The sequence below is a fragment of the Rathayibacter sp. PhB179 genome, from assembly GCF_004345345.1.
In the GTDB taxonomy this organism is placed as follows: domain Bacteria; phylum Actinomycetota; class Actinomycetes; order Actinomycetales; family Microbacteriaceae; genus Rathayibacter; species Rathayibacter festucae.
Window position 1 is genome coordinate 193570 of sequence record NZ_SLVD01000006.1, and the last position, 14142, is coordinate 207711.

Below are 14142 nucleotides of genomic sequence, written 5' to 3' on the forward strand. Positions count from 1 at the left end.
GCCGGGCGTATCGAGATCGCGCCTACTCCCGCGGGGTCGGCCCCGGCTTGATCCGCTGCGCCAGCCGCTTCAGCGGGTGCGCCGGCTCGCGCTCGAGCGGCTCCTCCACCTCGAGGCCGTAGAACGAGCCGATGTCGCCGACGAAGGCGGCCCGGCGGGCCTTGTCGTACGCGCGGATCTCCCTCCGGAAGGCGATCACCGTCGCGACGCACATCAGGATCATCACCACGCTGAACGGCAGCGCCGAGAGGATCGCGGCGGTCTGCAGGGCGTCGAGTCCGCCGGCGATCAGCAGCGAGAGCGCGAGAAGCGCCGTCGCGAGTGCGAAGAAGATGCGGATGCGGTTGCGCGGCTCCGCGTCGCCGCCGGTGGCGATCATCGACATCACCAGGGCGCCGGAGTCGGCGGAGGTGACGAAGAAGATGCCGATCAGGATGATCGCGCCGACCGTGAGCACCGAGCCCGCGGGCAGGCCCTGCAGCATCGAGAAGAGCGCCGCGTCGGTGCTGACCGAGCCGTCGGCGCCGACGAGCCCGCCGTCGCCGTAGAGCTCGCGGTAGAGCGCGGTGCCGCCGAGCACGCTGAACCAGAGGAAGGTCATGATGGTCGGCACCAGCAGCACACCCGCGACGAACTCGCGGACGGTGCGGCCCTTCGAGACGCGGGCGATGAAGATGCCGACGAACGGCGCCCACGACATCCACCAGCCCCAGTAGAACGTCGTCCAGGTCGCCTGCCAGGCCTCGCCCTCCTGGCCGGCGTAGGCGCTGACCGTGAAGGTGAGGCCGATGAAGTTCTGCAGGTAGTTGCCGAGCGACTGCACGAACTCGCGCAGCAGGAACTGGGTCGGGCCGGCGACCAGCACGAACACGAGCAGCGCGGCGGCGAGCAGCAGGTTGCCGGTCGAGAGCCACTTCATGCCCTTGCCCACACCGGAGACGAGCGAGAACACGGTGAGCGCCGTCACGACCGCGATCACGATGATCTGCACCGTGAGCGAGGAGTCGACGATGCCGCTCGCCTCCAGTCCCGCGGAGATCTGCGTGACGCCGAGGCCGAGCGAGGTGGCGACGCCGAACATCGTGCCGACGAGGGCGACCACGTCGATGGCGTTGCCCCAGCCGCCGCGGACGCGACGACCCAGCAGCGGCTCGAGCGCCCAGCGGATCGACACCGGGCGCTTGCGGCGGTGGATCGCGTAGGCGAGGGCGAGGCCGACGACGACGTAGATCGACCAGGCGTGCACGCCCCAGTGCAGATAGGTCTGCGAGATGGCGCTCTGCGCGAGCTCCGTCTCGGTGCCGGTGACGCCGGGGCGCGGGGTGGCGAAGTGGGTGAGCGGCTCCGCGACGCCGTAGAAGACGAGGCCGATGCCCATCCCGGCGGCGAAGAGCAGCGAGATCCAGGAGAGCATCGAGAACTCGGGCTCGTCGTCGTCGGCGCCCAGCTTGATGTCGCCGAATCGGCTGACGCCCATCCAGATCGCGAAGGCGACGAAGACGGCGGCGATCAGCACGTAGTACCAGCTGAAGGTGTTCACCACCGTGGTCTGCAGGGAGGCGAAGACGCTGGTGGCGGCGTCCGGCGCGATGATCGCGAAGGCGGCGATCGACAGGGTGATCACCGCCGCGGGCCAGAACACCCAGCGGGCGAGGCGCTGCGGCGGCCTCGCGGTGGTGTCGGCGGCGGGCGGGACGGCGATGTCCGGGGCGGAAGGCTTGTCGGACATGGGGTCCTCTCGTCGGCGGCAACCTGCCACGGTACACGGGCGGTCGCGACCGCGTCCGGCGGCCCGGTGGCGCAAGGTCACCGATCGAGGGTCCCGAGAGCCGTGCGGGCGGGTCGGTCCCGACCGCGGCGACCGGTGTGCGCGAGGCTGGACCCGTGCAGTTCAGAGTCTTCACCGAACCCCAGCAGGGCGCCAGCTACGGGGATCTCCTCGCGGTCGCGCAGGCCACCGAAGCCCTCGGCTACGACGGCTTCTTCCGCTCCGACCACTATCTCCGGATGGGCGACGGCGACCCCGGTCCCGGCCCGACCGACGCCTGGACGACCCTCGCGGGCCTCGCGCGCGAGACCGAGCGGATCGCGCTCGGCACCCTCGTCTCCTCCGTCACCTACCGGCCGCCGGGGATCCTCGCCATCCAGGTCGCCCAGGTCGACGCGATGTCGGGCGGCCGCGTCGAGCTCGGGCTCGGCACCGGCTGGTTCGAGGAGGAGCACGCCGCGTACGGCATCGACTTCCCGCCGCGTCGCTTCGACCTGCTCGAGGAGCAGCTCGAGATCGTCACCGGCCTCTGGTCGACGCCGGTCGGCGAGCGCTACTCGTTCGCGGGCGAGCACTACACGCTGACCGACTCGCCCGCGCTGCCCAAGCCCGCGCGCCTGCCGCTGCCGGTGATCGTCGGGGGAGGAGGACCCAAGCGGACCCCGCGGCTCGCGGCCCGCTTCGCCAGCGAGTTCAACCTGCCCTTCCCCGAGTTCGACGCGATCCCCGGCGCGTTCGAGCGCGTCGACGAGGCCTGCGTCGCGATCGGGCGCGAGCCGTCCTCGCTCGTGCACTCGGTCGCGCTGATCGCGGTCGGCGGAGCGGACGAGGCGGAGTTCGTCCGGCGCGCCGCGGCGATCGGCCGCGAGCCCGCCGAGCTGCGCGAGCACGGCGTCGCCGGCGGCGTCGACGAGACCGTCGACCGCCTCGAGTCCCTGCGCGCGGCCGGCGCCGAGCGCGTCTACCTCCAGTTCATGGACCTCCAGGACCTCGACCACCTCGACTTCTTCGCCCGCGAGGTGCTGCCGCGCCTCTCCGTCTGATCCACCGTTGCGCAGAGGCCGGGTCTCGATACGCCGCCGGAGGCGTCTACCCGACCAGCGAGGCCGCAGGCAGGGAGACGCCCGCCGCTGCGACCTAGGCTGGAGGGATGGTGGACACGATCGAGCGCGCCGACGAGCGGCTGGCGACCCGCTCGGCCGCCGAGCTGCCGTGGGTCGTGCTCGTCTGGGACGACCCGGTCAACCTGATGTCGTACGTGTCCTACGTGTTCCGCAGCTACTTCGGCTTCGGCCGGGCCGAGGCCGAGCGGCTGATGCTCCAGGTGCACACGGAGGGGCGCGCGGTGGTCGCGACCGGCAACCGCGAGGAGATGGAGCGGCACGTGGAGGCGATGCACGGCTACGGCCTGTGGGCGACGCTGCAGAAGGCCGACGCATGACCGCTCGACTCACGGCGGGCAGGTCCTGATGCGCTCCTTCCGCCGCGACTCCTCCGGTGCCGCCGTCGCCCGCTTCGACCGCGAGGAGGCCGGGATCCTCCGCCACCTGGCCGGCGAGATGCTCGAGCTGCTGGACCGCGGCACCTCTGAGGACGCCCGCAACGACCCCGCGCTCGCGCGACTGCTGCCGGACGCCTACCGCGACGACGACGAGGCCGCCGCCGAGTTCCGCCGCTTCACCGCCCCGGATCTGGCCGGCCGCAAGATGGACGACGCCCGCGCGATCACCGCCGCGCTCGACGCCGGCGAGGGCTCCGGCCACGCCCGCGTCTTCGCCGGTCTCGGCGAGGTCGCCGTCCGGCTCGAGCCGCCGCAGGCGCTGTCCTGGCTCCGCGGGCTCACCGACATGCGCCTCGCCCTCGCCGCCCGCCTCGGCATCGTCGACACCGACGACGTCGAGCCCGAGGACAAGACCGGGCAGGCGATCCGCGCGGTCTACGACTGGCTCGGCAGCGTCCAGGACGGTCTGGTCCGCGCGATCGACGTGTGATCGCGACGGTCGCGGCCAGGCCTTTCCGCTAGAGGATCGAGAGATCTCCACAGCTGTGGACAAACCTGTGGAGAGATGTGGAGAACGGGCGTCCTCGCCGGCGCCCGCCGCCGCGGATCGCCCGTCCCAGAGGGGATCCGGCCGAGCGGAGGGTGTGGAAACGCGAGGTGTCCGGTCGGTGAACCCATGCCCCTGGAACGGGAACCGGCTCCCGGTTCGACGCCGGGGGCGGAACCGCGTACCGTCCGGACCGTGAACACTCCTTCAGGAACCCAGGCCAAGCGCGCCGCGGACGACGCGCAGGACTCGACCGCGGTGCGCACGCTCGCCCGCGGGGGCTACGCCGCGAACGGCCTCGTCCACGTCCTCATCGGCGTCATCGCCCTGCAGATCGCGACCGGCGGCCAGGGCGAGGCGGACCAGTCCGGCGCGCTCGGCTCGCTCGCCGCGCAGCCCGGCGGACTGGTCGTGCTCTGGGTCTGCGCGATCGGGCTCTTCGGACTCGCGCTGTGGGGTGCGCTCGAGGCGTTCCTGGTGGCGGGCGGCGACAGCGCCGCGTCCCGCTGGGGCAGCCGGCTCAAGGAGGCGGCGAAGGCCGTCGTCTACCTCGCGCTCGGCATCACGACCCTGCGCTTCGCGCTGGGCGGCAGCTCCGACTCGTCCGAGACGTCCGAGAGCGCGAGCGCGCAGGTCCTCGCCGCTCCCGGCGGAGTGGTGCTGCTCGTGATCGCCGGACTCGCGATCCTCGCGGTCGGCGGCGTCTTCGTCTACCGGGGCGCGTCGAAGAAGTTCCTCGAGAACGTCGCCCAGCCGGGCGGGACGGCCGGCCGCGTCGTCACCGGTCTGGGCATCGCGGGCTACATCGCGAAGGGCGTCGTGCTCGGCGTGCTCGGGATCCTGGTGATCATCGCCGCCGTGACGCACGACCCGGCGCAGGCGGGCGGCCTGGACGAGGCTCTGAAGACGCTGACCGAGCTGCCGTTCGGCGTGGTGCTGCTCGGCGTCGTCGCCGTCGGGCTGATCGCCTACGGCGCGTTCTGCTTCGCCCGGGCGCGCTGGCCGAAGCTCTGAGGGGTGACCCCGGGGCGGCGGTGGGAGGGCTCGGCGCGATAGCCGTCGCGGAGCCCGCCCATGCGCGCCGGATCCGCACCGCGCCGCCCTCCCGATCCGCGCCGTCGCCGGGCTCCTGATCCCCGGAAGGACGCCGCAGGAGAGCGCGGAGCCGTGACGGGCGAGCGCGGCGCGGGGCCGATACCCCCTGACGGGTGTGATCGCAAGCAGTGCCGAGGTCCGGCTTCCAGTGACACTCTGTGCAGATGCATGCAGGTAGCGACGACGCGAGTACGGAGCGGGTCCGCCCTGCCCTGGCCGAGACGGCCGCGCGCCTGCTCCGGGCCGTCGCGACCGGCGACCGCGCCGCGTTCGCCGAGCTGTTCGACCGCTTCGGCGGGCTCTTCTCCGCCTCGATCGCCACGGTGCACGCCGACGCCTCCACGCGCGACCGGCTCTGCACCGAGGCCTTCGCCGCCGTCTGGCGCCGTGCCCGGGAGGGCGCCCGCGCCCCGGAGCCGGTGCTCTGGCTGCTCGAGGTGCTCTGCGAGACGCTCGGCTCCTCCCGGGAGGGCTCGCGCCGTCCGCTCGCCGAGGGGCTCCTCGCGCTGGCCTGCCCGGACCGCGAGCTGCTGCTGCTCGCCGTGGCCGGCCGCTACTCGCAGCCCGAGATCGCCGCGCTCACGGGCGTCCGCGAGTCGCGCCTGCGTGCGGTTCTCCGCGACGCGCTCGGCTCCCTCCGCGGCGGCCTCGGCGACGGGCGCCTCACCGCCTGACCGGCGGCGCCGTCTCCTCGAGAACTCGCCGCCTCCCCCGCGGCGGCTCCGACGGGCGTAAACTTGAGTCACCCGAACTCAACTTTCGAACCGCAAGGAGGAGATGCAGATGCAGGCCGGTCGGACACCCCAGCAGGACGAATCGTCCGCTCTCGCGCAGTACGGCGTCGACCTGACCGCGATCGCGGCGAGCGGCAAGCTGGACCCGGTCATCGGACGGGACGCCGAGATCCGCCGCGTCAGCCAGGTGCTCACGCGTCGCACCAAGAACAACCCGGTGCTCATCGGCGAGCCCGGCGTCGGCAAGACGGCGGTCGTCGAGGGGCTCGCGCAGCGGATCGTCGCGGGCGACGTCGCCGACAGCCTCAAGGGCAAGCGGCTCGTCAGCCTCGATCTCTCCGCGCTGATCGCGGGGGCGAAGTACCGCGGCGAGTTCGAGGAGCGGCTGAAGGCCGTCCTCGCCGAGATCAACGACTCCGGCGGCCGCATCATCACCTTCATCGACGAGCTGCACACGCTGATGGGCGCCGGCGGTGGCGAGGGCTCGGTGGCGGCGGCGAACATGCTGAAGCCGATGCTGGCCCGCGGCGAGCTGCGGATGATCGGCGCCACGACGCTCGACGAGTACCGCCAGTACATCGAGAAGGACGCGGCCCTCGAGCGCCGCTTCCAGCAGGTGTTCGTCGGCGAGCCGACCGTCGAGGACACGGTCGCGATCCTCCGCGGGCTGAAGGAGCGCTACGAGGCCCACCACAAGGTCGCGATCGCCGACTCCGCGCTGATCGCCGCCGCCTCGCTGTCCAATCGCTACATCACCGCGCGCCAGCTGCCGGACAAGGCCATCGACCTGATCGACGAGGCCGCCTCGCGCCTGCGGATGGAGATCGACTCCGCCCCGGTCGAGATCGACGAGCTGCGCCGCTCCGTCGACCGGCTGAAGCTCGAGGAGCTCGCGCTGAAGAAGGAGAAGGACGAGGCTTCGAAGGCGCGGCTGGAGACGCTGCGCGAGGACCTCGCCCGCCGCGGCGCCCACCTCGCCGAGCTGCAGCAGCGCTGGGAGCGCGAGCGCGCCTCCCTCAACCGCATCGGCGATCTCAAGAACCGGCTCGACGCGCTGCGGATCGCGGCCGAGCGGGCCCAGCGCGAGGGCAACCTCGAGCGCGCCTCCCGCCTGCTCTACGGCGACATCCCCGCCGCCGAGAGCGAGCTCGCGGCCGCCGAGCAGGAGGAGCAGCCGGCCGAGGGCCGCATGGTCAACGAGCAGGTCACCTCGGACGACATCGCCGCGGTCATCGCCGCCTGGACCGGCATCCCCGTCGGCCGGCTGATGCAGGGCGAGACCGAGAAGCTGCTGCATCTCGAGACCGAGCTGCACCGGCGCCTGATCGGCCAGAACGAGGCGGTCTCGGCCGTCGCCGGCGCCGTCCGCCGCACCCGCGCGGGCGTCTCCGACCCCGACCGGCCCACCGGCTCCTTCCTCTTCCTCGGACCGACCGGCGTCGGCAAGACCGAGCTGGCGAAGGCGCTCGCCGACCACCTCTTCGACGACGAGAAGGCGATGGTGCGCATCGACATGTCGGAGTACGGCGAGAAGTTCGCCGTCTCGCGGCTGGTCGGCGCCCCTCCCGGCTACATCGGCTACGAGCAGGGCGGCCAGCTGACGGAGGCGGTGCGCCGCCGGCCGTACTCGGTCGTGCTGCTCGACGAGATCGAGAAGGCGCACCCCGAGGTCTTCGACGTGCTGCTGCAGGTGCTCGACGACGGCCGGCTCACCGACGGCCAGGGGCGGACGGTCGACTTCCGCAACACGATCCTCATCCTCACCTCGAACCTCGGCTCGCAGTTCCTGGTGGACCAGTCGCTGACCCGCCCGCAGAAGGTCGAGGCGGTGCAGCAGATGGTGCGCCAGGCCTTCAAGCCCGAGTTCGTGAACCGGCTCGACGACATCGTCGTGTTCGAGGCCCTCGACCGCACCGAGCTCGGCGAGATCGTCTCGCTCTACGTCGACCGGCTCTCGCGCCGGCTGGCGGAGCGGCGTCTCGACCTCGCCGTCACGCCCGCCGCCCGCGGCTGGCTGGCCGAACGCGGCTACGACCCGCAGTACGGCGCCCGCCCGCTGCGCCGCCTGATGCAGCAGGAGATCGACGACCGGCTGGCGACGGCCCTCCTCGACGGCTCCATCCGCGACGGCGACGTGGTGCTCGTCGACGCGGGCCCGGACGGCCTGCTGGTCTCCGCGGGCCTCGCGACGCCGTAGGGCGGCACCCCTCCCATTCCTCAAAAGTTGCGGTAGTCGCGCGCCACTACCGCAACTTTCGGAGGGTGGGGCGGGCGGTTCGGGGCGGGGGCTCCTCCACAGGGGGCGATCGCGGGCGGTCCGTCCACAGTCGCCGCCGGGGCGCCTCGCCGGGGTCGCGTCGGCGGGTAGCGTCCCGCCCATGAACTCCCCGTCTCCCGCCGCCGGCGCGCGCATGGCCGACCTCGCGCCCGAGGAGCGGCCGCGCGAGCGGCTCCGCGCCCGCGGTCCCGAGGCGCTGACAGACGCGGAGACGCTCGCCGTGCTGATCGGCAGCGGAGTCCGCGGGGCGAACGCGACGGTCGTCGCGCAGCGCCTGCTCGCACGCTTCGGCGGCATCGACGCGGTGTCGCGGGCGGGCGTCGCCGACCTGGTCCGCCAGCGCGGCGTCGGCGAGGTCGCCGCCTGCCGCATCGTCGCGTCCTTCGAGCTGCGGCGGAGGATGAACCGCGCCGGGCGGGCCGCGCGCGTCGTCGACGCGGCCGGCCTCGCCGAGCTGGTGACGCCGCTGCTCGCCGCACGGCCGACCGAGACCGTGCTCGCCGTCGCGCTGACCGCCGCCGGGGCCGTCCGCGACGTGATCGCGCTCGCCGACGGACCGCCCACCCACGCGGAGGTGCCGGTGGCCGAGATCCTCGCCGAGGTGCTGGCGCGCGGTGCGGCCGGCGTCGGCCTCGCGCACAGCCACGCCGGCGCGGCGGACGTCCTCTCCTCCGACCTCGCCGCGACCCAGGCGCTGGCCGAGGCGTGCGCGGCCTGCGGGCTGCGCTTCGTCGCGCACGTCGTCGTCGGCGCCGACGGCTGGCGGGAGGCGCCGCCGTAGCAGCCGCGGACGTTCGTGCAAGCCCCTGAGCGGCCACCCTTCCACCCCGCGACGGCGGCGTACCGTGGACGAGCCCCCACCCCCTCTCGAGCAGGAGTCCCCATGCGAGCAACGATCATCCACGGCGAGCGCGACGTCCGACTCGAGGAGGTGCCCGACCCCGTGCTCTCGACCGGCCGCGACGCGATCGTGCGCGTCACCGCCGCGTGCGTCTGCGGCTCCGACCTCTGGCCGTACCGCGGCGTCACCCCGACGAAGGAGGCGCACCGGATCGGCCACGAGTTCGTCGGCGTCGTCGAGGAGATCGGCGACGACGTGCACGACATCGCGGTCGGCGACTTCGTGATCGCCCCCTTCTACGTCTGCGACGGCACCTGCGCCAACTGCGCGAACGGCGTCTCGACCTCCTGCCTCACCGGCGGCTGGTGGGGCGCCGAGGTCGGCGAGCAGGGCTTCGCCGACGGCGCGCAGGGCGAGAAGGTCCGCGTCCCGCTCGCCGACGGCACGCTCTTCCCGGTCGGCACCGACGTCGACCCGGCGCTGATCCCGAGCCTGCTCACCCTCGCCGACGTGATGGGCACCGGTCACCACGCCGCCGTCTCGGCCGGCGTCACCGCGGGCTCCACGGTCGCGGTCGTCGGCGACGGCGCGGTCGGCCTCTGCGCCGTGCTCGCGGCCAAGCGCCTCGGCGCGACCACGATCATCGCGATGTCGCGGCACGAGTCCCGCCAGGCGCTCGCCACCCGCTTCGGCGCGACCCACATCGTCGACACGCGCGGCGACGAGGGCGTGGCCCGGGTCCGCGAGCTCACCGACGGCATCGGCGCGGACTGCGTCCTGGAGTGCGTCGGCACCAAGGAGTCGATGCAGCAGGCGCTCGACTCGGCCCGCCCCGGCGGCATGGTCGGCTACGTCGGCGTCCCCAACGGCGGGCCGGAGCTGCCCGTGCGCCAGATGTTCGGCTCGAACGTCGGCGTCAACGGCGGCGTCGCGCCGGTCCGCGGCTACATGGCGGAGCTGCTGCCCGACGTGCTGAGCGGCGCGATCGAGCCGGGGCTCGTCTTCGACCTGGAGCTGCCGCTCGAGGAGATCGCCGAGGCGTACGCCGCGATGGACGAGCGCCGCGCGATCAAGACCCTCGTGCGGCCGTAGCGGGAGCCGGTCGTGCGCATCGAGAACGAGACGCCCCGGGGCGTCGTCGCCGGAGTCGCGGAGGACGGCGTCGCCCGGTTCCTCGGCGTGCCCTTCGCCGCGGCACCGGTGGGCGACCGCCGGTTCCGCGCGCCCGAGCCGCGGGCGCCCTTCGACGGCGTCTTCGAGGCGGACGCCTACGGGGCGACGCCGCAGCGCGGCCGCCCCTTCGAGTTCACGACCATCCCCGAGCACTCGATCCCGGGCGAGGACACGCTGACCCTGAACGTGTTCGCCCCGGCTGAGCCGGCCGGCTCGCTGCCCGTGCTGGTCTACCTGCACGGCGGCGGCTACGTCACCGGAGCGGCGTCGAGCGACTGGCACGACGGCTCGGCCTTCGCGCGCGACGGTGTGATCGTCGTGACCGCCGCCTACCGGCTGGGGGTCGACGGCTTCGGCGTCGTCGAGGGCGACGCGAACCGCGGGGTCCGCGACTGGCTCGCCGCCCTCGAGTGGGTCCGCGAGAGCATCGGCGCGTTCGGCGGCGATCCCGGCCGCGTCACGATCGCGGGCCAGTCCGCGGGCGGCGGCGCCGTGCTCACCCTGCTCGGCTGCGCCGAGGCGCAGCCGCTCTTCGCGCGCGCCGTCGCGATCTCGCCGACCGACCGCAGCGTCCCGATCGAGGAGGCGGAGGAGCAGCTCACCGCCTTCGCGCACGCCCTCGGCGTCGAGCCCACCCGCGCCGCGCTCGCCTCGCTCGACCAGGACGGGCTCTCCGAGACCGCCGCCCTCACGATGATGCCCGGGTCGGGTCACGCGATCGTCTTCGCGCCGGTCTCGGGCGACGCGCTCCTGCCCCTGCCCGTGTCCGAGGCGACCGCGACGACCGGCCTCGACAAGCCGCTCCTGATCGGGTCCACCGCCGACGAGTTCGACAGCCCGCGCCTCGAGCGCGAGCCCGGGGCGGCACCCCGCACGACCGACCTGCTCTTCCGCCGCGCGGTGCTGCAGGCGGCGCGGAACCGTGCCGCGGGACCGGCGCCGACCTGGCTCTACGCCTTCGACCGGCTCTCGCCCGCGACCGGCGGCGCGTCGCACTGCCTCGACCTGCCGTTCTTCTTCGACCACCTCGACGCCGAGGCGACCGCCCGCGTCCTGGGCGAGGACCCGCCCGCGGCGCTCGCCACCGTGATGCACGGCGAGCTGGTGGCCTTCGTCCGGGGCGAGGAGCTGCCCTGGCCGCCGGCGCACGGCGCGGAGGGCGACGCGGTGCGCGTCTACGACGTCGAGCCGGCGATCGTGCCCGGCCACTACGACGACGTGCTGCCGCTCGTCTCGGACCCGCGGGCATGAGCGGGTCCGCGCGCGGGGGCGCGCCGCGCTTCCACCCCGACCTCGCGCTCGGCCGCTTCGTCCCGCCGATCGTGCTCGGACCGCGGCTGCTCCGCCTCGCCACCCGTCGCACCGCCGTCGGCGGGGAGGCGCCGCCCGACCTGCTCGTCGAGGACCTCCAGATCCCGGGGCCGGACGGCACCTCGGTCCCGGTCCGCAGCTACCGTCCGCGCACCCTCCGCGGCGCCGCGCCCGCGCTGATCTGGGTGCACGGCGGCGGCATGGTGCTCGGCAGCCGCTTCGACGACGAGTCCTCGAACATCGCCTTCGCCCGCACGCTCGGCATCACGGTCCTCTCGGTCGGCTACCGGCTCGCGCCCGCCCACCCGGCGCCCGCCGCCCTCGAGGACGTGCTGGCCGCGTTCCGCTGGCTCGCCGCGCACGCCGAGGAGCGGGGAGTCGATCCCGAGCGGATCGCACTGGGCGGCGCGAGCGCGGGCGGCGGGCTGGCCGCAGGAGCGGCCCTCCTGGCCCACGACCGCGGCGGAGCGCAGCCCGCGTTCCAGCTGCTGGTCTACCCGATGCTGGACGATCGCACCGTCACCCGACCCGGACCGGTTCCCCGCGGCGTCCGCGTCTGGACGCCGGGCAGCAACCGCTTCGGCTGGACCTCCTACCTCGGCGCCGAGCCCGGCGGCCCCGACGTCTCGCCGTACGCGGCGCCCGCCCGCCGCGACGACCTCTCGGGACTCCCGCCCGCCTGGATCGGTGTCGGCACCCTCGATCTCTTCCACGACGAGGACGTCCGCTACGCCGAGCGCCTGCGCGCGGCCGGGGTGCCCTGCGAGCTCGAGATCGTCGACGGCGCGTTCCACGGCTTCGACGCCGTCTTCTCGCGCACCGGCGTGGCGAAGCGCTTCTGGGCGGCGAAGGCCGCCGCCCTCGGGAGGGCTCTGGGGGTCTGAGGTCCGCGATCGGGGCCGGACCGGACGGCGGGTCGGGCCGTGCGAGGGGCCGCCGCGCCGGATGGGAGCATGGACGCATGGACATCGACCGCCTCGCCACCCGCTACGAGATCGCCCTGCCCGCCTGGATCGAGGACGCCGTGCGCGACGTCCCCGAGTTCCTGCCCGAGCGCGAGGACCGCATGGCCCTCGTGCACGCCCTCGCCGACCGCAACTTCCGCGAGGGCAACGGCGGCCCGTTCGCGGCGATCGTCGTCGAGCGCGACTCCGGCCGCGTGGTCTCGGTCGGTGTGAACGTGGTCCTGGGCAGCGGAGTCTCCTCCGGCCACGCGGAGGTCACCGCGCTCGGTCTCGCGCAGACCGCGCTCGGCTCGTGGGACCTGGGCGGCGAGGGCCTGCCGGCGCACGAGCTGGTCGTCAACTGGCGGCCGTGCGTGCAGTGCTACGGAGCGACGCTGTGGTCGGGCGTGCGCCGCCTGGTGGTCGCCGGGTCGGGTCCGGAGCTGGAGGAGATCTCCACGTTCGACGAGGGTCCGATGCGCGAGGACTGGGCCGCCCAGTTCGAGGCGCGCGGCATCGAGATCGTCGACGGCGTGCTCCGCGACGAGGCTCTCGAGGTCTTCCGCGCCTACCGCGCGCACGTCGACGCGGGCGAGGTGCTCGTCTACAACGCGCGCGCCGCGGACTGAGCCCCGCGCTCTGAACGAGCGAGCCGCCCCGAGGGATCCCCGGGTCGGCTCGTCGTGTCAGAGGGCTCGTGCTGTCGGCCGGCTCGTGGCGTCAGTGATTGCCGGGCGTGTACACGGCGGAGGCGCGCCACCAGTCGTCGAACATCGACAGCGGCACCTGCCGCTTGTGCTCGGTCGCCTGGTACCGGGCCTCGATCGCCTCGGCGACCTCGGTCGCGACGTCGCCGCCCTCGAGGTAGGTGTCGAGGTCGGCGTACACGAGGCCGAGGTTCGACTCGTCCGTCTGGCCGGGGTTCTCGTCGAGCAGGTCGGCGGTCGGCGCCTTCTCGTAGAGGCGGGCCGGGGCGTCGAGGTGCTCGAGCAGCGAGCGGCCCTGACGCTTTGTGAGGCCGGTCAGCGGCAGCACGTCGGCGCCGCCGTCGCCGAACTTGGTGAAGAAGCCGGTCACCGCCTCCGCCGCGTGGTCGGTGCCGACGACGAGCATGCCCGCCTGGCCGGCGATCGCGTACTGCGCGACCATCCGGGCACGCGCCTTGACGTTGCCCTTGACGAAGTCCGAGATCGGCTCGCCGACCGCGTCGCCGAACGCGGACGCGATGCCGTCGACTCCGGCGTGGATGTCGAAGGTCACCTGGCGGTCGGGCCGGATGAAGGTCAGCGCGAGCTGCGCGTCCTCCTCGTCGGCCTGCACCCGGTAGGGCAGCCGCACCGCGATGAAGGAGGCGTCGCCGCCCTCCGCGCGCACCTGCTCGACCGCGAGCTGGCAGAGCCGGCCGGCCAGGCTCGAGTCCTGCCCGCCGCTGATGCCGAGCACGAGGCCCTTGGCCCCGGTGTGCCGGAGGTAGTCGGCGAGGAAGCCGCTGCGCCGCTCGACCTCGGCGGCCGGGTCGACGGTGGGGGAGACGTGGAGCTCGGAGATGATTCGCTGCTGGACATCGCGCACGCGCCAACGCTACTCCCGATGCCCCCGCCCCGCCCCGCTTCGGAGCCGACCGCAAGCATCAGGCGGCGCACACCGTCCTGCCGGGTCGAGCAGCCCCGCCTGCGCACACGCATGCCGGTCGAGCAGCCCCGCCTGCACGCGTACATGCTGGTCGAGCGGCACGGCGGGCGCACATACATGCTGGTCGAGCGGCACGGTGGGCACAGCTACATGCTGGTCGAGTAGCCCCGCAGGGGCGTATCGAGACCCGCCGTCACCAGCAGGACGGGTCTGCAGAGTCGTCCTCTGACGCGGGTGGATCTCGATACGCCCGCTGCGCGGGCTACTCGATCAGCATGCTGAGGGCTCGCCGCGCGGGCCTGCTGATCCGGGGATCCT

The 14142-nt window shown here is 73.7% G+C and carries 13 protein-coding genes; 11 read left to right on the top strand and 2 right to left on the bottom strand.

Translation table 11 applies throughout. The features are described 5' to 3' along the window. Positions 1-22: 22 nt before the first annotated feature. The gene (locus tag EDF43_RS13840) at positions 23-1729 is read right to left on the bottom strand and encodes a BCCT family transporter (protein WP_132437371.1); all 1707 of its coding nucleotides are present in this window, start codon (positions 1727-1729) and stop codon (positions 23-25) included. A 155-nt stretch (positions 1730-1884) separates the two neighbouring features. On the opposite strand from EDF43_RS13840, the gene EDF43_RS13845 reads away from it, so the two are divergent. From EDF43_RS13845 to EDF43_RS13895, 11 genes are all read left to right on the top strand, one after another. Continuing rightward, positions 1885-2811, top strand: a complete 927-nt coding sequence (locus EDF43_RS13845; RefSeq protein ID WP_123736217.1) for an LLM class F420-dependent oxidoreductase — start codon at positions 1885-1887, stop codon at positions 2809-2811. Positions 2812-2918: 107 nt separating this feature from the next. Further along, positions 2919-3209 carry an ATP-dependent Clp protease adapter ClpS gene (clpS, locus tag EDF43_RS13850; protein WP_132437372.1) on the top strand — a complete coding sequence of 97 codons (291 nt, stop codon included), beginning with the start codon at positions 2919-2921 and terminating at the stop codon, positions 3207-3209. A gap of 28 nt (positions 3210-3237) precedes the next feature. Then, on the top strand, positions 3238-3759 hold the full coding sequence (locus tag EDF43_RS13855; RefSeq protein WP_132437373.1) for a DUF2017 domain-containing protein: 522 nt from the start codon (positions 3238-3240) through the stop codon (positions 3757-3759). A 252-nt stretch (positions 3760-4011) separates the two neighbouring features. After that, complete coding sequence (locus tag EDF43_RS13860; protein WP_243581407.1) at positions 4012-4830, top strand: DUF1206 domain-containing protein; 819 nt, start codon at positions 4012-4014, stop codon at positions 4828-4830. Positions 4831-5075: 245 nt separating this feature from the next. Next, positions 5076-5585 (top strand): hypothetical protein, encoded by a 510-nt coding sequence (locus EDF43_RS13865; protein WP_132437375.1) that lies wholly within the window; start codon positions 5076-5078, stop codon positions 5583-5585. A 109-nt stretch (positions 5586-5694) separates the two neighbouring features. Beyond that, entirely contained in the window at positions 5695-7842 is a 2148-nt protein-coding gene (locus EDF43_RS13870) for an AAA family ATPase (RefSeq protein WP_123706241.1), read from the top strand. 181 nt (positions 7843-8023) lie between these two features. Continuing rightward, positions 8024-8704 carry a UPF0758 domain-containing protein gene (locus EDF43_RS13875; RefSeq protein ID WP_123736220.1) on the top strand — a complete coding sequence of 227 codons (681 nt, stop codon included), beginning with the start codon at positions 8024-8026 and terminating at the stop codon, positions 8702-8704. A gap of 102 nt (positions 8705-8806) precedes the next feature. After that, complete coding sequence (locus EDF43_RS13880) at positions 8807-9856, top strand: zinc-dependent alcohol dehydrogenase family protein (protein ID WP_123447162.1); 1050 nt, start codon at positions 8807-8809, stop codon at positions 9854-9856. A 12-nt stretch (positions 9857-9868) separates the two neighbouring features. Continuing rightward, the gene (locus EDF43_RS13885; protein WP_132437376.1) at positions 9869-11188 is read left to right on the top strand and encodes a carboxylesterase family protein; all 1320 of its coding nucleotides are present in this window, start codon (positions 9869-9871) and stop codon (positions 11186-11188) included. Continuing rightward, positions 11185-12132, top strand: a complete 948-nt coding sequence (locus EDF43_RS13890) for an alpha/beta hydrolase (protein WP_132437377.1) — start codon at positions 11185-11187, stop codon at positions 12130-12132. Before EDF43_RS13885 ends, EDF43_RS13890 begins: the two co-directional genes overlap by 4 nt. Before the next feature lie 77 nt (positions 12133-12209). Then, positions 12210-12821 (top strand): hypothetical protein, encoded by a 612-nt coding sequence (locus EDF43_RS13895; protein ID WP_207901752.1) that lies wholly within the window; start codon positions 12210-12212, stop codon positions 12819-12821. A 91-nt stretch (positions 12822-12912) separates the two neighbouring features. Here EDF43_RS13895 and nadE read toward each other — a convergent pair whose 3' ends face one another. Then, positions 12913-13764, bottom strand: coding sequence for an ammonia-dependent NAD(+) synthetase (gene nadE, locus EDF43_RS13900; protein ID WP_132437378.1), 852 nt, complete (start codon positions 13762-13764; stop codon positions 12913-12915). Between the last annotated feature and the right edge of the window lie 378 nt (positions 13765-14142).